The 20,226-nt window shown below is 47.1% G+C and carries 17 protein-coding genes; 4 read left to right on the top strand and 13 right to left on the bottom strand.

Going from position 1 to position 20,226, the window contains the following annotated elements:
- Positions 1-92 precede the first annotated feature (92 nt).
- Both GKG41_RS17400 and GKG41_RS17395 read right to left on the bottom strand, forming a co-directional pair.
- On the bottom strand, positions 93-2,084 hold the full coding sequence (locus GKG41_RS17400) for a LacI family DNA-binding transcriptional regulator (RefSeq protein WP_154260976.1): 1,992 nt from the start codon (positions 2,082-2,084) through the stop codon (positions 93-95).
- A gap of 284 nt (positions 2,085-2,368) precedes the next feature.
- Positions 2,369-4,363 (bottom strand): LacI family DNA-binding transcriptional regulator, encoded by a 1,995-nt coding sequence (locus tag GKG41_RS17395; RefSeq protein WP_173015635.1) that lies wholly within the window; start codon positions 4,361-4,363, stop codon positions 2,369-2,371.
- A 205-nt stretch (positions 4,364-4,568) separates the two neighbouring features.
- On the opposite strand from GKG41_RS17395, the gene GKG41_RS17390 reads away from it, so the two are divergent.
- Positions 4,569-5,204: a CatA-like O-acetyltransferase gene (locus GKG41_RS17390; RefSeq protein WP_154260972.1), complete on the top strand. Its 636-nt coding sequence runs from the start codon at positions 4,569-4,571 to the stop codon at positions 5,202-5,204.
- Positions 5,205-5,278: 74 nt separating this feature from the next.
- On the opposite strand, the gene GKG41_RS17385 is transcribed toward GKG41_RS17390, so the two are convergent.
- A complete protein-coding gene (locus tag GKG41_RS17385) occupies positions 5,279-5,509 on the bottom strand; it encodes an HPr family phosphocarrier protein (RefSeq protein ID WP_154260970.1) in 231 nt (76 codons plus the stop codon).
- 412 nt (positions 5,510-5,921) lie between these two features.
- Here GKG41_RS17385 and GKG41_RS17380 point away from each other — a divergent pair, with 412 nt between their 5' ends.
- Positions 5,922-8,300: a phosphoketolase family protein gene (locus tag GKG41_RS17380; protein WP_154260968.1), complete on the top strand. Its 2,379-nt coding sequence runs from the start codon at positions 5,922-5,924 to the stop codon at positions 8,298-8,300.
- A 52-nt stretch (positions 8,301-8,352) separates the two neighbouring features.
- On the opposite strand, the gene GKG41_RS17375 is transcribed toward GKG41_RS17380, so the two are convergent.
- Both GKG41_RS17375 and GKG41_RS17370 read right to left on the bottom strand, forming a co-directional pair.
- Positions 8,353-9,291, bottom strand: coding sequence for a DMT family transporter (locus GKG41_RS17375; RefSeq protein WP_154260965.1), 939 nt, complete (start codon positions 9,289-9,291; stop codon positions 8,353-8,355).
- A gap of 4 nt (positions 9,292-9,295) precedes the next feature.
- A complete protein-coding gene (locus GKG41_RS17370; RefSeq protein WP_154260964.1) occupies positions 9,296-10,147 on the bottom strand; it encodes an AraC family transcriptional regulator in 852 nt (283 codons plus the stop codon).
- Positions 10,148-10,286: 139 nt separating this feature from the next.
- Here GKG41_RS17370 and GKG41_RS17365 point away from each other — a divergent pair, with 139 nt between their 5' ends.
- Entirely contained in the window at positions 10,287-10,958 is a 672-nt protein-coding gene (locus tag GKG41_RS17365; protein WP_226903577.1) for an MgtC/SapB family protein, read from the top strand.
- 35 nt (positions 10,959-10,993) lie between these two features.
- Here the strand turns inward: GKG41_RS17365 and GKG41_RS17360 are convergent, their stop codons facing one another.
- From GKG41_RS17360 to GKG41_RS17325, 8 genes are all read right to left on the bottom strand, one after another.
- Entirely contained in the window at positions 10,994-11,599 is a 606-nt protein-coding gene (locus GKG41_RS17360; protein ID WP_256282118.1) for a response regulator transcription factor, read from the bottom strand.
- Entirely contained in the window at positions 11,592-13,148 is a 1,557-nt protein-coding gene (locus tag GKG41_RS17355; RefSeq protein ID WP_154260961.1) for an ATP-binding protein, read from the bottom strand. The genes GKG41_RS17360 and GKG41_RS17355 overlap by 8 nt, the downstream gene beginning before the upstream one ends.
- 7 nt (positions 13,149-13,155) lie before the next feature.
- On the bottom strand, positions 13,156-15,141 hold the full coding sequence (locus tag GKG41_RS17350) for an FtsX-like permease family protein (protein WP_154260959.1): 1,986 nt from the start codon (positions 15,139-15,141) through the stop codon (positions 13,156-13,158).
- An 11-nt stretch (positions 15,142-15,152) separates the two neighbouring features.
- Positions 15,153-15,905 (bottom strand): ABC transporter ATP-binding protein, encoded by a 753-nt coding sequence (locus GKG41_RS17345; protein WP_347563323.1) that lies wholly within the window; start codon positions 15,903-15,905, stop codon positions 15,153-15,155.
- A gap of 113 nt (positions 15,906-16,018) precedes the next feature.
- Positions 16,019-16,666 (bottom strand): hypothetical protein, encoded by a 648-nt coding sequence (locus tag GKG41_RS17340; protein ID WP_154260957.1) that lies wholly within the window; start codon positions 16,664-16,666, stop codon positions 16,019-16,021.
- A gap of 14 nt (positions 16,667-16,680) precedes the next feature.
- Complete coding sequence (locus tag GKG41_RS17335) at positions 16,681-17,352, bottom strand: ABC transporter ATP-binding protein (RefSeq protein WP_154260955.1); 672 nt, start codon at positions 17,350-17,352, stop codon at positions 16,681-16,683.
- Positions 17,339-17,707: a GntR family transcriptional regulator gene (locus GKG41_RS17330; protein WP_154260953.1), complete on the bottom strand. Its 369-nt coding sequence runs from the start codon at positions 17,705-17,707 to the stop codon at positions 17,339-17,341. The genes GKG41_RS17335 and GKG41_RS17330 overlap by 14 nt, the downstream gene beginning before the upstream one ends.
- A gap of 107 nt (positions 17,708-17,814) precedes the next feature.
- On the bottom strand, positions 17,815-18,642 hold the full coding sequence (locus GKG41_RS17325) for an alpha/beta hydrolase (RefSeq protein WP_154260951.1): 828 nt from the start codon (positions 18,640-18,642) through the stop codon (positions 17,815-17,817).
- Between the two features lie 202 nt (positions 18,643-18,844).
- Between GKG41_RS17325 and GKG41_RS17320 the strand changes: the two genes are divergently transcribed.
- On the top strand, positions 18,845-20,224 hold the full coding sequence (locus tag GKG41_RS17320; RefSeq protein ID WP_154260949.1) for a radical SAM protein: 1,380 nt from the start codon (positions 18,845-18,847) through the stop codon (positions 20,222-20,224).
- Positions 20,225-20,226 lie beyond the last annotated feature (2 nt).

Below are 20,226 nucleotides of genomic sequence, written 5' to 3'. Positions count from 1 at the left end.
ATGCACCCCCTATGAGGTCAACGTATTTTTGTTTAAAATACCATATAGTTTATTTTATAACGATTTTTACGTAAATTTTAATGTTTTTTCTTTTATTTTTTAACTAAAATCGGCATTTTCGTTTTTATCAGATCCTTCCATGCCCTTTCCAGCTTTTCTGCTTCCACCCGATAAGGGGGAACTCCTATGCATTTGCTGTCACATCTTCCCAGAAGAGCCTTTGCCGCCGCCACTGCGGCAACCACCCCCTGATCATAAGGCCGCTGGGAACTGAGCCCGATTACCATTTCCCCTTTTGCCATGTAAGATGCAATCTCATAATCCAGATCGGTAGTGGATATTACTACATCCCTTCTCCTCAGATCCTTCAGCGCCCTGATGGCCTCCAGGGCCGGACGCTCCCAGGTGACATAGAGTCCTTCTATCTCCGGTGTCTCCTCCATCATCCTCCGGCAAGCCTCATACGCATTCTCTATACAGCCAAAGCTTTTTTTATTCACAATCTCTATGGCAGGATACTGATCCCGAAGAGTCTCTTCTGCAAAAAAGTCTCTCTGCCGCGTTGCAAAATACTCCGCCCCATGCACCAGCAGCCCTATCTTTACGTTATCCCTTCCTATAAAATGATCCCCCAGGATCCTGGCAGCATTTTGCCCGTTTTCTCTCTCATTTACCGAGATCCAACAGGCATAATCCTCCCTTTTCAGGCTTCTCGGCATACTGTTAATCAATATCAATCTCGTCTTTTTTGCAACCTCCAAAAAAATACCGGCTGTTTTTTCCTCGTCAACAGGTACCGCTATCACCGCGTCCGGCTTCTGCATCATAATCCCTTCCAGCTGAGTTTTCTGCAATTCCGGATCAAAGTGGGCATCCGTGACCGTCAGTACATGAATCCCATATCCGCTGAGCGTCTCCAATATGGCCTTTTCATGAAGCGACGTCCACTCGTCGCCGCTGTAGTGAAATGCCAGTGCCACCCGGTAATTTCCGCTCTTGAGCAGCCTTTCGTCCTCCTCCGACAGCACAATTTCCTCCGGATATACCGCTCTCTCGCCGAAAGGTCCTCTCGCAATATTCTGCACGGAATTCCTGATACAGAATTCCATAGGAATCCGTTTGATCTTTTTTTCCCGTTCGCTCTCCTTTTCTCCTTTTTCTTCTGTTATGTACGCCACTGTTTCCTCAGCAATCTTATCAATATCCTGCTTCAGCACGGTAAGGGGAGGTTTCACCAATCCGCACCAGTCTCCGTCTCCAAATCCAATCACAGAAAGCTCTTCCGGACAGTTGATTCCTAACTTTGAGATAACCTCCAGCAGATAAAGAGTGAGCACATTTCCGCCCGCCAGTACTGCAGTCGCTCTCTTCTCCCGCAGTACCTTTGCAATTGTTTCCATAGTGCTGTCTTTCTCCTGCAGCACAACGCCAACCACCATATCTCCTCTGTCAGAAAGGCCGTACTGATTCAGCGCCATGTCATACCCCTTTTTTCGCTCGTCCACCGACGACAGGTGACGTTTTTCCAAAAGAAGAACGATTTTCTCATGACCGCACTTGATTAGATACTCCGCAGCTCTTCGTATTCCCTCTGCATTATCGGATATGACGCTGTCCGCTGTTTCCCCGGAAAGCATCCGCTCAATAAAAACCAGGGGAATTCCATAGGAAAGGATGCCGCTGTAAGCCTTCTCATCCTCACAGGAGGGGGAAAGGATCACCCCTGCAACTCTCCGGCTGCTCATAATCCCGTCCAGAATATGCTTCTCCCTTTCTCTGTCATTGTCAGATACATAAACTGCCATCATATACCCGCGCTCCCGCGCTTTCCTGGACACTGCGGGTATCACATGGGTATAAAAGCTGCTGTCAAGACTTGGTATTACCAGCGCAATCTCCGACAGTCTGCCCCTACGCATCTTTCCCTGTTTTTCCCGTTTGCTATGATACCCTTTTTCCCTGGCAACTTCTTCTATTCTTTGTACTAGCTCAGGACTTACATATCTGGTCCTGTTCAGCGCAAAGGAAACGGTTGCAATGGAAACCCCGACTTCCTCGGCAATCTCCTGCAGTGTTACCTTCATAGGCTTTCTCCTTTTTAACTATTTTATCGTATTTTTTACTATTACGTGATTTAATTATCATATTTTTTAGCCAAATTGTCAATTCTTTCTCGTATTTTACCCGCTTTTCTGGATTCTTTTTTACGTACCCTTTCTATTTTTTATGTATTTTTACGTAAATTATGTTTTTGCGCAAAAAAAGCGACGGTTCTGATCTCTTCAAAACCATCGCTTGTCTGCAGCATAATCACAGCGCTTCCGCTCATGACCAAGAAGCATACCCCCTGCTTGCGGGGCGTTGCTGACTAAAATTCCGGCATCTTTGTCTTAAGAATTTCCTTCCATGCCTTGTCCAGATTGCCGGCCATAACCGTATAGGGAGGCACTCCGATGCATTTATGTTCACATTTGCCCAACAGTGCTCTTGCCGTTGCCGTTGCCACCGCAATTCCCTGATCGTAAGGCCTCTGGGAGCTCAGTCCCACCACATATCTGCCCTTTGCCAGGCAGGCTGCAATCTCATAGTCCAGATCCGTCGTGGTTATGGCGATATCCTCCCGGCCCAATTCATCCAGAGCCCGGATGGCCTGAAGCGCCGGGCGATCCCAGGTGATATAGAGCCCCTGAATGTCCGGATGATCCTGTATCATCCGCCGGCAGACCTCATAGGCATTGTCAATCTGATAAAAGCTCCGTTTGGATACCACCCGGATATTCGAGCCGTCCTCAAGGAATGTCTGCTCGGCAAAAAAATCTCTCTGCTTGGTAGCAAAAAAGGGCGCCCCGTGGATCAGCATTCCCACCTTCACATTTTCCTGCCCCTGAAAATGTTCTCTCAGGATCCTGGCTGCATTCTGGCCGTTCTCCCGTTCATTGACCGACAGCCAGCAGCTGTATTCATCCTTCCCCAGGCTGTTTGGCATATTGTTTATCAGGATAAGCTTCGTCTGCCCGGCCAGCTCCTTAAACTTTGCTGCCGTTTTCACCTCATCTGTGGGTACGGCGATAATTGCATCCGGATGCTGCATTATCAGGCCCTCCAGCTGTGTATTCTGCAGATCCGGATCAAAATTGGCATCTGTCACGGAAAGTACCCGGACCCCCATATTGTTCAGGGTATCTTTGATTGCCTTTTCGTGAAGCCTCGTCCATTCATTTCCTGTATAATGAAAGGAAATGCCTACCGTGTAGTTCCCGTTTTTCAGGACTTCAAGCTCTTCCTCCGAAAGGAAATTTTCCTCCGGATACACCACTTTTTCTCCAAAGGGACCCCGGGCAATGTTCAAAGTGGATTTGCGTACAGATAACTCCATAGGAACTACGATTTTCTGTGCCGCGTACCTTTCCTGGGTAACACCTTCTATTTTATTGAGCAAAAGGTGAACCGTCTTTCTTCCAATCTCCTCCGTATCCTGTATCAGGGTAGTCAGCGCCGGGGTTATGAGCTCGCACCATTTGTCATCTCCAAACCCCACGATGGAGATATCCTTTGGGCACTCCAGTCCCATCTCTCCCATGGCCTTCAGGCATCTTAACGTCAGCGTGTTGCCTCCGGCCAGAATCGCAGTGGGCGACATTTTTTTGATAAATGCTTTGATGGACTCCTTTGCCTCTTCCCCGTCCTCCAGGCCAACACAGGCGATGAGCTCTTCGTCGCAGGGAACATCATATTCTCTTAAAGCCTGCAGATAGCCTTCTCTTCTGCCTTTTACTGTACTCAGAGTTTTGTCTTCCAAAAGCAATGCGATTCTCTCATGACCGCATTTAATCAGGTGCTCTGTGCCGGTCCTCAGCCCCTGTACATTATCAGAGATAACCGCGTCTGCCTCCTCCCCTTCAATCATACGCTCCAGACATACAAAAGGCCTGCCGCAGTTCATCAGCTTCTGATACTGTTTTTTTCCCGAATCTGCCGGACAGAGTATGACCCCGGCGATTCTGCGGTTGGATATAATCTCATTTAGAATATGCCGTTCCTGTTCCGCCTCCCCGTCAGAAAGGTATATGGACAGCGTGTAGCCCTCTTCATCCACCAGCTTGGAGAGAACCGCGATCAGACGTGTATACACCACGCTGAAGGTGTTGGGTATCACCAGAGCTATCTCGGACATTTTTCCTAATTTATACTTCCGGGTTTTTTCACTCACCCCATGCTTTGCCTTATATCCCTTTTTCCGTGCAATGGCCAGCACCCTGTCGGATATCTCAGGGCTGACATAGCGGGTTTTATTCAGCGCGTGGGACACCGTAGCAATGGAGACGCCTGCTTCCTCTGCTATTTCTTTAATTGTAACACCCATTCTTCCTTCTCCCATTCCCGTTTTTACGTAAATTTATAGATTTATCATACTATTTCAGGCAATAATTGTCAATCGCAGGAAGAATAGGACTATGATATATATTGACATGCGTTTTTTGTATCCTATATAATACAAAATAGTATATGATAATCACACAGCTCAGGCAGTTTTGGATTATTACAAACATTCGAAGGGATAAATTATTATGAAATATCAATATCTAGACATGAATACTTATAAAAGAAAAAAGCATTTTGACTACTTTAACAGTCTGGCCTACCCCTATGTGGGAGTCACTGTTAATGTGACAATTACAGACTTTTTAAAGAAGATAAAAGAAAAAAAGCTCCCATTTTTTCTGACCTTTTGCTACTGTATTTCAAAAGCAGCCAACGAGATACCAGAATTTCGTCAGAGAATTTCCGGAGACCAGATTATAGAATATGAAAACTGCAGAACTTCCCACACCGTAGCTTTGGAGGACGGCACCTACTGCTACTGCACCCTTGACAGCAATATGCCTTTCTCCGAGTATCTGCCCTATGCTGTTTCAGAACAGAATCAGGCGAAGGAGGTAAGATCTGTGGAGGATAATGAGGAAGACGGGAATGAACTGATTTTTATATCCACCCTTCCATGGTTTTCCTATACTTCTTTTATTCAGCCTGTTCCCATGCCGGCCGACAGCAATCCAAGGATTACATGGGGCAGATACTCTGTCCTTCATGAAGAGACTGTGATCCCAGTCTCTGTGCTCTGTCATCACGCCCTGGTTGACGGATTGCAGATTGCAGGGTTTTATGAGGCGCTGGATAAAATAATAAAGAATCTGCCCATATAAAAGGATGCCGCAGTACAGTCATACAGGCCTGTGCTGCGGCATCTTTGATTCATAAAACTCATCGCTGTCTGTCGTCAGGTGGTACAGAATTTTCTGATGCAATATACCAGCTCCTCACAGTTATCCTCCAGGATCTGGAGCTTCATCCTCTGCCCTACTCCAAGACTCAGAATACCGAGAATGGATTTCGCATCTATCATATATGCCCCCCGTTTCATATCCATATTATACGGATATTTTGATGCAATGGTTATGAATTCCTGTACTTCCTCCGGATTCCGGAAAACAATGTTCACTTCTTTCATACATTCATCGCCCTTCTCCACTTGTGTGCAAAACTTTACCAAGTCCCTGTATTTTTATGTTTCATGCAGCTGTTTTAGACCACTTTTTAAATCTGGTTCAGACCACTTCACATCCCAGTGTCTCAAGTTCTTGTATGATATGTATCTAACTTGTATCATTCTTCCACTTCTTTCCCTTCTATTTCAGCAGATTCCAGGAGCCTTATTGTCTTGCCGTGAGACGTACCTCATAGTAAAACCCCTTTGTTATGGGAATATAAGGCTTATTCCTGTATGAATAACCGCTGGTAAGGCTTAACTATTTCTATAACTTTCTTCAAAAACAAGTTGTGTTACATGTCAACAAGTACTATACTCATGTTTGTTAAAAAATAAACACTTTATTAAGATGATTTACGAAAGGAGTATTACCATGCCAGAAACAACGAATACCTGTCTGGAAAAGCAGCCTTTAAGTGATGAGCTGCTTCAGAAGATGGATGCCTACTGGAGAGCAGACAATTATCTTTCCGCCGGACAACTCTATTTGCTTGACAATCCGCTGCTGCGTGAGCCTCTTACCATGGAGCATGTAAAGAAAAAGATCGTAGGCCACTGGGGAACCGTACCAGGCCAGAACTTTATCTATGTACACTTAAACCGCGTGATTAAGCGCTACAATCTGGACATGATCTATATCTCAGGGCCGGGACACGGGGGAAACTTTATGGTGGCCAATACTTACCTGGAAGGTACATACAGCGAAGTATATCCTAACATCAGCCGTGATGTGGAGGGTATGAAAAAATTATTCAAACAATTTTCTTTCCCCGGCGGAATCTCCAGCCATGTAGCCCCGGAAACCCCGGGATCTATCAATGAGGGCGGCGAGCTTGGGTATTCTCTCGCTCATGCATTCGGCTCAGTATTCGATAACCCGGAGCTTATCACCACCTGCGTGGTAGGTGACGGTGAGGCAGAGACCGGTCCTCTGGCTACCGCCTGGCATTCCAATAAATTTTTAAACCCTGTGACCGACGGTGCCGTACTTCCTATTATGCATCTGAATGGATATAAGATCAGCAACCCCACCATTTTCTCCCGCATCTCCCATGAAGAGCTGGAAAAATTCTTTGAAGGCTGCGGATGGAAACCATACTTCGTAGAAGGCGATGACCCAATGACCATGCACCGCCTCATGGCCGAGACGCTGGATGCGGTAATTGAAGAAATCAAAGAGATACAGATTAATGCAAGGGAAAACAATGATTCCACCCGTCCCAAGTGGCCTATGATAATTCTCCGCACACCAAAGGGATGGACCGGACCGAAGATTGTGGACGGCAACGAGATCGAGGGTACTTTCCGTGCTCATCAGGTTCCCATGACCATGGAACAGCCAGAGCATCTGGAGCTTCTGAAAGAATGGCTTTTAAGCTATCACCCGGAAGAATTATTTGACGAAAACGGCCGCCTGATTCCGGAACTGGAAGAACTGGCGCCAAAGGGCGAGCGGCGTATGGGGGCGAATCCCCACGCAAACGGGGGACTGCTGCTCCGTGACCTCCGCCTTCCGGATTTCCGCAGCTACGGCCTTGACGTTCCAGCTCCGGGCGCAGTAAAAGCACAGGATATGATTGAACTGGGCGGATTCGTAAGAGACATTTTTAAACTAAATGAGAAAAGCCGCAATTTCCGTATCTTTGGTCCTGACGAGACCATGTCCAACCGCCTGGGCAAGGTATTTGAGGTTACAAACCGTGACTGGAACGGGGATCTGAAAGATAACGATGAATTCCTTTCCCATGACGGACGGGTCATGGACTCCATGTTAAGCGAGCATATGTGTGAGGGATGGCTGGAAGGCTACCTTCTCACGGGACGCCACGGCTTCTTTGCCAGCTACGAAGCATTTATCCGGATCGTAGATTCTATGTTCAGCCAGCACGCAAAATGGCTGAAGGTAACCTCAGAGCTTCCCTGGCGGCAGAAAATCGCCTCCCTGAACTTCATCTTAAGCTCAAATGTATGGCAGCAGGACCATAATGGATTTACCCATCAGGATCCCGGATTCCTGGATCATGTGGCCAACAAAAAGGCAGATGTAGTGCGCTTATACCTTCCGCCTGACACCAACTGTCTGCTCTCCTGCTTTGACCACTGCATCAGAAGTAAAAATTACGTGAATGTTATGGTTACCTCCAAGCATCCCAGCACGCAGTGGCTTACTATGGAACAGGCAGTAAAACACTGTACCCAGGGAATCGGCATCTGGGAGTGGGCCAGCAGCGATCAGGGCGAAGAGCCCGACGTAGTCATGGCCTGCTGCGGGGATACCCCAACCCTTGAAACCCTGGCAGCAGTAACCATCCTAAGAGAAGCAATGCCGGAAATTAAAATCCGTGTAATAAACATCGTAGACCTAATGAAGCTGGAGCCCCAGTCCAAGCATCCCCACGGCTTAAGCGATGCAGACTACGATGCACTATTTACCAAAGATAAACCCATCATATTTAACTTCCACGGATATCCGACCCTGATCCATGAGCTCACCTACCACCGGCACAACCGGAATCTGTATGTTCACGGATATCAGGAAGAGGGGACTATCACCACCCCCTTCGATATGCGTGTACAGAACGAAATTGACCGCTTCCACCTGGTACAGGATGTCATTCAGCACCTGCCCCAGCTGGGCAACCGGGGTTCCTATCTGGTACAGAAAATGAGGGATAAGTTAGTAGAGCATAAACAATATATTGCCGAATATGGCCAGGATCTGCCGGAAATCAGAGACTGGAAATGGCAGTAAATGTAAATTTGGGGACGTGTTCTTTTTAAAAAGAACACGTCCCCAAATCAACTCAGGGTGTCCCCGATTCAGAAAGCCCTGTCCCTTTTTCACTTCCTATCTCTATCTTCTTACTTCTTCCCTCTGACAACAGCAATCCCGCCAGTGTCATAAGTATCCCTAAAACGGATGCACCCGGTATCCTCTCCCCTAATATAATTGCCGAGGTTACCGCTGTAATTACCGGAACCATATAGATATACACACTGGTTTTGACCGGCCCCAGGATTTTCACCCCGAAATTCCAGGTTACAAAGCATATGGCAGACGCCCCAACTCCCAGGAACAGCAGATTCCCCATATTTTTCAGCTGGGTCACCTGTCCCAGACTTATCTTAAAATCACTTGCCAGAATAACGGGGATCATGAAAATCAGCCCGTAAAAAAATGTGCGCCGGGTTGCCTGTATCACATGATAGCCAAAGGCGCTGACTTTCTTTGTTATGGTAGAGTATGCCGCCCACACAACTGCAGCCGCCACTGCCAGTATATCTCCCAGAGGATTGATAGCGAGCTTTGCCTCACTGCTGAAGCTGATCAGGGCTATTCCTCCCATGGCAATGACAAAACCGGACAGAAAGCGTTTTCCCGGTCTGTCTCCCCCCAGAAATATCCAGGAAAATACAGCAGTAAAAAACGGGGCAATGGATATAATAACACCAACATTAGATGCCAGGGTATACGTAAGGGCTATATTTTCCAACAGATAATATAAGGCAATCCCGGTCAGCCCCGCTGCAGCGAAATACCACTCCTGTCTCCTGGAGGCCAGGACAAGCTTTCTGGGATATACCAGCCACAGCACAAGATATCCCATCAGGAAACGTATAAATAATATTTCTATAGGCGTAAACTCCCTTAATAATACCTTTGTGGATATAAAGGTGGTGCCCCAGATCAGTATTGTTACGCCCGCAGCGGCATGGCCCCGGACAGTAGTTTGCTTTTCCATTCTATTACTCCTTTGCTGCAGAGCCGGGTCCTGCCGGCTGCTGAAAGATTCTCTGATACTGTTTCGGTGTCAGTCCTATAAACTCCTTAAAGAAGTTTGTAAAGTGGCTCTGATCAGAAAACCCAGTCATACCTGAAACATCCACTGGTGTCTCCCCCTGCTCCAAAAGCTTTTTGGCTTGTTTTAACCGCACATTCTGCAGGTACCGGTAAGGAGACACGCCGGTCTCTTTGGTAAAGGTCCGCAGAAGATAGGATTTCCCGAAGCTGGTCATAGATAAAAGTTCGTCCAGGGTTATATTTTCATAAAAATGTTTTTCCATATATTCACAGAGCATCTGAATCTGAGGGTTGGGTTCCGGAACAGCAATCTCGTCTATGGGTGTTGTATACTCTCCAATTACCTGTTCCAGCAGAAAAAATAGGTTCTCCTCCCTCTCCATCTTGGGAGCCTTCTCCACAATACTCTGATACAGCGTATTGACAGAAGGGGCCGTTTCACTCTGATACACCACGCTGCGGTCAAAGTGAGGCAAATATTTTTTTCCGGTAATCTCCTGCACCGCCTGTTCCATTATTTCCGGCTTTATATTAACTGCCCGGTAATCCAGGTTCTCCCCGTTTACAGGCCCGCAGCAGTGATTATCTCTGGGATTAAACAAAAGCAGATCCCCGGCCGCAACTTCATACTCTTTACCTCTGCACCACAGGTGACGCCTGCCTCCCTCCACAAATCCTATAACATAGTAATCATGAAAATGATTTGGAAATTTCTGCACAATCCCTTTCAGATTGTACGCTTCTAATTCCAGCTCAAAGTCATAATATACTCTTCTTTGCTCTTCTATATTCGGCATAATCTGTCTCCTCTCTCTGTTTTCATCAGTCTACCACCGGCAGGATTATTTTTCTTGTAAGATATTACACCAATGATTTATTTGCTTTCCCCTGCACTCTGCCATATAATAGTTCTATACAACCCAAGGAGGTGATATTTTGCAGGCTTATTTTATGGAACAGGGAATCTTTCTTCTACGCCTGCTGGGCGCATCCATCTGCGGCGGAATCATCGGATATGAGCGGGAAAGCCGTCTGAAAATTGCAGGAATCAGAACCCATACCATTGTATCTCTGGCCTCTGCTCTTATGATGATTTTATCCAAATATGCCTTTTATGATGTTCTCTCTGACACCATCCGTCTGGATCCCTCACGAATCGCAGCCGGCGTGGTAACTGCCATAGGGTTTCTGGGTGCCAGCGTTATTTTTACAAGAAACATGAACGTAAGCGGCCTCACCACGGCTGCAGGAATCTGGGCAACTGTGGGCATCGGAATGGCCTTCGGTGCCGGTATGTACATTATGGGAGTTGCATCAACCCTTATCATTCTTCTGATGCAGTACATCTTTCACCGGAATCTGAAAATTGTAAAATCTCCTGCCATTGAACAAATCACCATTCATATTCAGGAGGATCAGGATGTCAACAGCCTGCTAGATCGCGCTTTCACCAGCAGAGAGATAAAAATATCGAATATGAAAGCCACCAGAGTGGGGGGACAGATGCTGGAACTGAAGCTTTTTGTGAGATTTCCAATTAACTACGAGGTTGAAGACGTTATAGGGCTGCTAAAGGATATCCCCGAGATTGCATCTATCGATATCTGAATATTACAGACCGGAGAGCAGCCCCTGCCTCCGGTCTATCCTTCATATTCTGTAAAGTCCGGGACAATATATCCCATCTGAATGGCCTTCGTAACAGCCTCAACAGCAGATGAGACCCCCAGCTTTTCAAAGATATGCTGCAGATGATTTGAGACCGTGCGCTCGCTGCTGTACAGCTGCCGTGCGATATCCTTTCGCTTTGTACCTGCCGCCAGTAATTCCAGCACTCTTTTTTCTGTCTCTGTCAAGTCTTCCGTCATCCAGGTGTCTGCCGGAAAACAAACCATTCCCCGGTGCACTCTTTTCAGTACAGCCACAAGCTCTTCCGGTTCCACATTCTTATTCACAAACCCCTTAGCCCCCAGCCGTCTGGCCTCCCTGCGATACACCGGCAGGTCATACCCTGACAGCATAACTATCTTCTGCCAGGGCACCGCTTCCAGGATATGTCCTGCTAAAAGAAGCCCGTCCTCTTCATTCATTTTCCCAAGATTAATATCCATCAGCAAAATATCCGGCTGTTCCGTTTTCACACGCCCGATAAGCCCGCCGTCTGCCGCAGCGCAGGAAAAGCTCTGAATCTCAGGAAAATCTTCTAATACAATGGAAAGGCTCTTTGCAAAAAGAGCGTGATCATCCACCAATAAAACTTTGATACGAATCCTCCCCTTTCATTTCCATGGCAATGGTTATCCGTGTACCCGCTCCTTTCCCGGACCAGATCTGCATAGTTCCCCCCAGCATACTTACCTGCTCCAAAATGGAGTTCAGCCCCCTATGGCTCTGATGCCTGTATTCTTCTTGTTCAAACCCTGTCCCATTGTCCGTAACCTCCAGAAGTATCTTTCCCTTTTGCTGTGACAGCTCAGCTATTACCTCAGCTGCCTGTGCATGTTTCAGGGCATTTGTAACCAGCTCCCGCAGGATACGGTATACCATAACGTTATACGGCTCCACGAGAAAAATATTCTCCTCACAGATGAAATCTATTTTTCCGACCTTCTCCCCATAATCAGCCGAAAGTGTATCCAGCATATTCTGCATATTTTCTTTTAACGTCAGGCTTCTCAACAGGGTGGGGCGGTAACTCTCCATCCTTGCCCGAATGGACCGGTTCAGTCCATCTGCTGTCTCAGCGATAAGTTTTTTAATCTCCGGTCTTTCTGCCTTGCCTGCCAGATTCTTAATAGAGAGCAAATCCTGCAGAATCTCATCATGAAGATAATTAGAAAAATCCTCCCGCAGTCTCTCTTCTCTTTTGAGCTGTGACAAGGAATACCCATAATAATTTCCCACTCCCCTGCATACTGTTCTGTGATACAAAAGGATTTGAAAGCATTGAGCCAGCAGAGATAAGACATGGAAAACCATAACAGCTCCCACCGTCCCAAGCCCTGTGAGATATCCAACCATCCCCGAAGTTCCGGCGGCGAGGCACAGAATAAGGACAGCCTCCCTTCCCCTTAAGGCAAAATAAATGGGAGCATCAGCCCCTCTCCCATTTACAATACTGTGCACGCTGACAAATGAGGTCATAATTATGAAGTAGCTTCCCATATTCTCCAGATAACGGGCCCGATCAATAAAAACCAGAATGTAACAGGTAAATGGTAGAACTACAAACAAAAAAGATCGGATCAGCACCTTCTTCTGGCTCTTAAGAAAGAACAGAATCCTCTTACGGTGCATCAGCATCAGGGTGGTCCCTGCCCCAAGTGCAGCTGCAGACTGCAGAAGAAGGGCGAGAGAAAAAGCCTGCATGGATAAGAAATATGCGGCTGCGGAACAACAGCAGGTAATTCTCAAAAGAAACAAAAATGATTTCTGCCCCCGATAGGATGAGTCCTGGAACAGAAACGTCTGTAAGAAATCTATGGTCTGCAGTACGGTTATCGGTATCAATAGATAAAAAATCCCGTGCAGAATTCCATCCCGCCCAAACAGAGAAAACAAAAACTGCCACGCCGCAAGGAGCAGCAGACAAGAGAACTGCGTCAATATGCGGCTGTTGTTCAGATTCTTGAGTGAGAGATAAGCGGCATCAAGGAACAGCAGGGATATAAGTATCAGGGGAAACGTATTTGCCAGACCTGACTGACTTCCATCCACCGCCATTCGGCAGAGAATTACAACCGCACCTGCCTGACTGATAACCAGAATCCCCTGCCTGACCAGATACCGTTTTTCCATTTTTGATTCACCGTCCTTTCCAGTTCAGAATAATCCCATAGCAAGCCTTCTTAGTCATCTGGTAGTATATCAGATAAATCAGGGAGTAGCTTCCTATAGAGAAAAGGAGCGGAACCAGCACCGCACTGCTTTTCCCCAGAAGGTCATCCATCAAAGCTGATTTATAACAAAAGAGCGCAAATACACTGTGCAGAGTTCCCATAAGAAAAGGCACCAGAAAATAAATCCGTACCTGCCTGCGCACTGCTCTCCTTATCATATCATGATTATACCCCATTTTGCCCATTATTTCATAGTCCGGTCTGTCGTAAACCGCAGAGGAGACCGTCTGAAAATACAGGATACTACCCGTTGCAATCAGAAAAATCACTGCCGCAAAGCTGATTAAGAGCAAGGTAGAACTATTCAGCTTTATCAGTTCTGACTTGCGCTGAAAGGCGCTCACAAAATATGGATTTTCTGACAAGATAGGTCTCAGCGCCTCATACGCCCGTTTCTCAGTCCGCAGCCCTTTGCCCCCGAAGCTCATAACTGTATAGGCTTCCGCCGGTCCCTCTGAAAGCTTCTCGAAAACCTCGTCAGTGACAACCAAAGTACCCACACTGTTGGCGAATCCTATGGGATTCTCCAGGCTGGTATCCTTTACTGTAACCTTGCAGGTTTTTCCTCCGCCTGTTTCCAGTGCATAGGCAGCTCCGATATCCACTTTTGAGGGATCCGGACGGTATTTTATGAGAATACATTCATTCTCCCTCAGAGAAGGGAGATTATTCCTTTTTCCCTGCAGCCTTCTCAGAGAACCATAAGCAGACTCACGGATGCATTCAAACCCTGGCTCCCTTCCCTTATCCGCACTGATGCCATATTCCACGGGCAGGCGTTCTGAAGCCCCTTTCACTTTTTTAACTGTAGTCTCACAAAATTCGTATCCGCCGCTCCCCAAAGTCTTATCCAGCGCCTTTATCGCCGCGGTTTTCTCCCCGCTGTCCAAAACCCTGAATTCCATCGAAGAGGGGATAATCCGCTCCAGGGACGCCAGTGGGTACCACACAGACAGAACCGTCGCCCCAAACACTGCAAGAGTTCCCCCTGACAGAAGAATCAAAAGGATCAATGACTTTGCATTCGTGCGCAGGCGGGACATGAACTTTGGCACAGTAATTATTGTACTTTCTCTGTAAAAAATGGTTTTCCTTTCCCTGAATTTTATACACGCACAGGGAAGAAAAGCCAGGATAAACAGTGCCGTTCCAATCACCACAAGCAGCATAGTAAGAAGTGCAATGGGGGAAAACCCAATCCTATTCCAGAAGGAAGCCTTTCCTCTCCCCATATCCAAAGCCAGCCCATATCCCGCAAACAGCAGCAGCACACCAAGCACACCGGCAGCCGGGCGGAGCCTGAAAGGCTTTTCCGTTCTGCGCTCCATACGGATAGTTTCCATAAGCGCAGACCTCCACAGCAGTCTCGCATTCGACAGTGTAAGTGCTGCAAGAACAGCCAGAACCGTAAGCAGACAAAACGCCGCCGCTCTCAGATTGATCAGGGGGATCCTGCTGCTGTCTACAGTCAGTCCCAGAACTGCCGTAATTCCCCCCACCGCTCCTTTGTGCAGCAATCCCCCCGCCGGAAGTGCCGCACAGACCCCTCCGGCACAGATCAGCGAATTCTCCAGGGTAAGGAGACAGAGCATACGTGTTTTGGTGTATCCAAGCAGAGCATATATTCCCAGTTCTTTCATCCTGCGCCTCATAAAAAACCGATTGGCGTAAGACATATAAAAAACCACAAAGGAAATCACAAAAACAGCCACCGCACTGCACATTGTCTCCACACGGCCGTCTGAGGATATTTTTTCCAGGATTACCTCATTCATAGAGAATGAGACAAAACAGAAAAAAACTGAGAGAACAAGTGCCACAGAGAAAAAGTACAGAGAATAAAAAGAAGAATTACGCTTTACATTTTTTATAGCCATAGAAGATACTTTCATCCCCGTACCCCCTATCGTTTTCTATCCTGACGGGCAGTCTCCCGCAGGATACATTCATAAAAATCTCCCCGTTCCTGTCCGTTTCTCTCCAGCGCCCCACTGATGCACCCGTCTTTAAAATAAAGGATTCTGTCCGTATAGCTGGCCGCATAGGGGTCATGCGTAACCATTAGGATCGTGGTTCCTGACCTCTGATTCATGTTTGCCAGAGCAGTCATCAGCTCCCTGGATGACCCGGAATCCAAAGCACCCGTAGGTTCGTCTGCAAAGATAAGCGGGGGACGCTTTACCATAGCCCGGGCTGCTGCAGCTCTCTGGCACTGCCCTCCGGACAGCTCACTGGGATACTTCTCCAGCTGGGAGCTGATTTCAAAAGCCTCTGCCAGCGCTTCTGTTTCCTTTTCTATCTCCTTTGCAGGCCAGTGCAGCAACGTTAGGGGAACTGCAATGTTCTCTCTCACCGTCAGACTGTCCAACAGAAAGTACTCCTGAAAAATGAAGCCCAGATTACGTTTCCTGAAGTCTGCGGCCTGGGCCTGATTCAGCCTGGGAACGTTGATATTATGAATAAAAATATCCCCTTGGTCAGGCCTGTCTATGGTAGACAGTACATTCAGCAGTGTAGTCTTTCCGGACCCCGAAGCCCCCATAATTCCCAGGAATTCCCCCTCCTTTGCCTCAAAAGAAACCCGGTTCAGCGCCGGATTCCCCTGGCGCTTATAAGCTTTCGTCACATCTTTTGCTTTTAATACTACTTGCATCATATTTCGCCCCTTTCCTGTACAGATACAGTATAGGTACTTTTTCCTCCCACCGCATGAGTAAATCACGCAAATCTCTGCGTGATTTACTATCCAGTCCCGGAAAGGAACTTACACTATGCCGGTTCATAACAGTGATCTGCCAGCCAGGCAATCCGCCAGAAAAAAACGGCGGCGATGGCCAATTCTATGATGCCTGTATAGTTTTGAAATGGCATCCGTATCAGCACTCTGTCCGCACTGAGAAAGAGAACCAGTGCTAAAAATTCATTTCCGCGTCTCAGCTTCCTGAACAGCTCCAGAAAAACCCACAGAAGCAGCACAGGTTCTGCAAAAAAGCTCAAAGCGTCCATCCATATGATGCTGGCGGCAGATCCCTCCAGGACCATCTCAGGGTTCTGTCCCAACAGCATCATTCCCCTGGTCATCTGCAGACCATAGCATAGCATAAGCACACACAGATATCCGGGAAGCTTTGCACACAGCAGCCTGGCAAAGGAAATGTTTCTTGATTTTTCCATTATGTAAGCGTCTCCGGTAAAGGACTGCAGCATATTATACCAGGGATAAAGCCTCAGGCAGATGGCGCAGCAGGATACAGTAACGTTCAGTATCCAGAAAAGAGAATCAAACTGTCCTTTCAGCGCACCGGCCGGGTCATAATATCTTACCCAGCAGATGCCGCCAGTCACAGCAGCTGTCAGCAAAATCCACCTGAGCTGATAAAAGATCCGTCTCATCTCCCACTTCATACATTTCAGCATATCTCCACCTCCCCTTATGCATTCATTGTGTTCATCTCTCTGGCGCAGTACTCTCCTACTGATATATTATAGTTCTCCCGTATCTGCTCTGCTTCTATCATTTTTATCCGACGGTTTCCCATCACCAGAACCGTATCGAACAGAGTCTCAAGGTCCTTCAGCAAATGGGTGGCGAGAATCACAGTAGCATTCTCCGGAAGATTCCTCAGCAGATATTTCTTAAAATCCTTCTTAAAGTTAGGATCCGTACTTTTCACAGGTTCATCCAGAAGATAATAAGGCACCTGTCTGGAGACTGCGAGAATCAGACAGAGCCTTTGTTTATTTCCATCCGATAACCTTTTTACTTTCCGGTGCAGTTCTATTCCCGCCTCCTCCAAAAGGCTGATTGCCTGCTCCATTCTGAAATCCGGATAAAAGTCGGCATAATAGCAGACTGCGTCCTTAACTTTCATCCAGGCGTACATATCCTGTTCCCTCAGCAAATAGGAAATCTTTCCCGGCTCCATACGGATTCTTCCTTCATCCGGGTGAAGAAAACCGGCCAGCAGCTTTAACAAAGTTGTCTTTCCCACACCATTCGCTCCGACCAATCCGATGATCTGCCCTTCAGGTACTGCAACGCTTACATTCTCAATAACCTGAATATCGCCGCAGCGTTTACTTACACGTTCAAGTTCCATCATGTTCCTGCTCACCTGCCTCCTTCTCAACAAGCTTCATAATCTCATCCTTTGAAGCTCCTGTATTTTTCATACTGGTTACAAATTCTTTTACCAGACGGGCCACCATATCTTTCTTAACAATTTCTCCGGCTCCGTTTTTTACAAAGCTGCCCACACCTTTCTGGGAATATATAATGCCCTCCCCATCCAGCAGCTGCATAGCCCGCTGGATAGTTAATGCAGAAACCTCAAAAAAAACAGAGTATTCCCTCACAGACAAAAGCTTGTCTCCGGGATGCAGACAGCCGCTTGCTATCTGTTCTTTGATACTGGTTGCTATCTGGCGGTAAATCGGAATGTCAGTTCTAAATTCCATCTTTTTACCTCTCTACTGTATAACATATGTATTACAGTTATACTGTAACATTCGGTCAGCTGTCTGTCAAGGAAAAAGCGGCATACAGCCGCTTTTTCTCCTTATATTCAGACTCTGCCTTCTACAGCATCCATAAATATGCAATTAAATATCTCCAGTTCATCATACATAATTCCATGCCCGCTGTTCTCCAGTGTATATAATTTGGAACATGGGATTCCCTTGTGCTGAAGCAAAGCCAGATCATTAGACACCACCTCATCCTTTGCCCCATGGATAATCACGGTGGGCACTCTCACACTCTTTAAATCCTTTTTCCCGTCCTCATCTCTCAGTGCAATGGCTGCTTCCTTCGTCCCTATCCCGGAAGCAGACAGGGCAATCTGTTCAAACCAGTCCTTTGCCGCTTCACTCTGCGGACTTGCAAACAGCTGCTTATGACTGAAATTATACGCCAGCTCCGCCCTGTCCGTACAGGCCTGATGGATTAATCCATCTACATACTCCCTGGTCAAACCATAGGGGTACCCAGGCCGCCGGGTCCAGGAGGGAGCTGCAGCAGACAATAATATCAGTTTTTTCACCCCATACCCCCGGTATCTGTTCATATACCGAAGAACAATGGCGCCTCCCATGGAGAATCCAACCAGCGTAAAACATTTCAGATGCAGAGCGCACACCACATGATAAATATCCTCAGCCATCTGGTTATAAGTATATCCGCAGGCAGGTGTGTCTGAATTTCCAAAGCCCCTCAGATCCAGAGCAACAACCCGGTATCCGCATTCCACCAGACATCCGATCTGGTATTCATAGATTTCATGGGACAAGGGCCATCCATGCACCAGAAGAACTGTTCCCTTTACTCTTTTTTTGCCGCAGCGGTAATCGTATACAGCTATTTTTGTTCCGTCAGAGGATTTTATATAAAACATACTGATTAACTCCTGATTTTTTTTGTGATATTAGTATATGCAGAACCTTACTTCCAGCCAGCCCTTTTACAAAAGAAAACTGGTTATAAGACCAGACTCTCCACATATACTTTAACGTACGGAACAAGCCGTACGCCCGCTCAGAGGGTATACCTTATTCAAGATAACCACACAAACATTTATAAAAGGAGATGCAGCTCAATTGAAAAGCTTTACGTTTTCTACTGCACGAGGAAACACCTATGTATACAACGATAAAAACGGATTTATCTTTCCCGCCGGCCAGGTGAGAGATTATCATGTGTGTCCGGCTTCCGAAAAAAAGCCAGAGGCGCTCCCCGGCCAGGTACAGGATTACCTTCTCACAAAAGGGTATTATCAGCTGATTCTGGAGACCACACAGAGGTGTAACCTGCGCTGCCGATACTGCTATTACGGGGATTACTATAAAAACACAAGAAACCACAGCAGTGATTCCATGAAATTCTCGACTGCAAGAAAAGTTCTGGATGATTATATGACACACTACCGGACGATCCGCAATAAAAATCCATTCCGCAAAGCAAATATCTCTTTTCAGGGAGGTGAACCCCTGATTAATTATGGTTTGCTCAAAGAGACGGTAAATTACTGCAGCCAGATTTACGGGGACTGTGAAGTAAATTATACCGTCACTACCAATGGCGTTCTTCTCTATGACGATATCCTGGACTATCTCACAGCCCATAATTTCGGAATTATCATCAGTCTGGACGGAGACAAGCCCAGCCACGACAGAAACCGGATACGGGAGGATGGAAGCGGCAGTTTTGATCAGGCTTTTCAGGCCATCGAACGTCTCAGGAAAAAACACCCCGGATACCGCCGGCTGGGGATCAGTGTCCGGCTGGATTATCTCTCGGATTTGGATGCCCTGGATGCTTTTGTCACAGAAAACAAACTGTTCATCACAGAACTTTCCATGGTATCCCCCGGAGAAACTGATTATTACCGGCAGTTTTCACCGGAAGACAAGCTCCGTTTTTACCGGCAGCTCTCCCGTCTCCGGGAACAATATTTTCAGGCTGCAAAAGGAGGGTCTGTCTCGCTGCACCGGTGCAGTCTCCTTCTCCCTCTGTTCTCCTCGGGGTATGAGATGTTTGCCTGTCATCCGGTGATGGGGGAAAAGAGGCCCTCATTCTTTCCCTATACTGGTTCCTGCATCCCCGGAGAAAAAATTTTTGCAGCTGTTGACGGAACCTATCATATGTGCGAAAAGATCAGCTCCCACTTTCCCATTGGAGACGCAGAGCATGGACTGGACTATGGAAGGATAGCAGGATATATTAACCAGTTTAACAGTTTTGCCGGCAGATGCGGCGACTGCAGGATAACCAGGTTCTGCAGCCTCTGTATGGCACAGGCGGCAGACTATACTGCGCTGTCCCTGCCCTCCGCCTACTGCAGAGACAAAAAGGCATGTGTAAAAGACACGCTGACCCTGTATACGGAATGTCTGGAGGAGTCGCCCTGTGCCTTTGACCGGTTTACCCGTGAATATCTGGAAGAGCGAAGCAGGATCACAGGCAGCCTGCCGTACTGAGC

It is taken from the genome of Lactonifactor sp. BIOML-A5 (assembly GCF_009677585.1).
GTDB lineage: Bacteria > Bacillota > Clostridia > Lachnospirales > Lachnospiraceae > Lactonifactor.
This window is presented reverse-complemented; position numbering and strand designations above follow the sequence as displayed.

Bases quoted from the DNA above. Each gene is read 5' to 3' on its own strand.
- GKG41_RS17400 (WP_154260976.1), bottom strand. From the start codon at position 2,084: ATGAAGGTAACACTGCAGGAGATTGCCGAGGAAGTCGGGGTTTCCATT.
- GKG41_RS17395 (WP_173015635.1), bottom strand. From the start codon at position 4,363: ATGGGTGTTACAATTAAAGAAATAGCAGAGGAAGCAGGCGTCTCCATT.
- GKG41_RS17390 (WP_154260972.1), top strand. From the start codon at position 4,569: ATGAAATATCAATATCTAGACATGAATACTTATAAAAGAAAAAAGCAT.
- GKG41_RS17385 (WP_154260970.1), bottom strand. From the start codon at position 5,509: ATGAAAGAAGTGAACATTGTTTTCCGGAATCCGGAGGAAGTACAGGAA.
- GKG41_RS17380 (WP_154260968.1), top strand. From the start codon at position 5,922: ATGCCAGAAACAACGAATACCTGTCTGGAAAAGCAGCCTTTAAGTGAT.
- GKG41_RS17375 (WP_154260965.1), bottom strand. From the start codon at position 9,291: ATGGAAAAGCAAACTACTGTCCGGGGCCATGCCGCTGCGGGCGTAACA.
- GKG41_RS17370 (WP_154260964.1), bottom strand. From the start codon at position 10,147: ATGCCGAATATAGAAGAGCAAAGAAGAGTATATTATGACTTTGAGCTG.
- GKG41_RS17355 (WP_154260961.1), bottom strand. From the start codon at position 13,148: ATGGAAAAACGGTATCTGGTCAGGCAGGGGATTCTGGTTATCAGTCAG.
- GKG41_RS17350 (WP_154260959.1), bottom strand. From the start codon at position 15,141: ATGAAAGTATCTTCTATGGCTATAAAAAATGTAAAGCGTAATTCTTCT.
- GKG41_RS17345 (WP_347563323.1), bottom strand. From the start codon at position 15,905: ATGATGCAAGTAGTATTAAAAGCAAAAGATGTGACGAAAGCTTATAAG.
- GKG41_RS17340 (WP_154260957.1), bottom strand. From the start codon at position 16,666: ATGCTGAAATGTATGAAGTGGGAGATGAGACGGATCTTTTATCAGCTC.
- GKG41_RS17335 (WP_154260955.1), bottom strand. From the start codon at position 17,352: ATGATGGAACTTGAACGTGTAAGTAAACGCTGCGGCGATATTCAGGTT.
- GKG41_RS17330 (WP_154260953.1), bottom strand. From the start codon at position 17,707: ATGGAATTTAGAACTGACATTCCGATTTACCGCCAGATAGCAACCAGT.
- GKG41_RS17325 (WP_154260951.1), bottom strand. From the start codon at position 18,642: ATGTTTTATATAAAATCCTCTGACGGAACAAAAATAGCTGTATACGAT.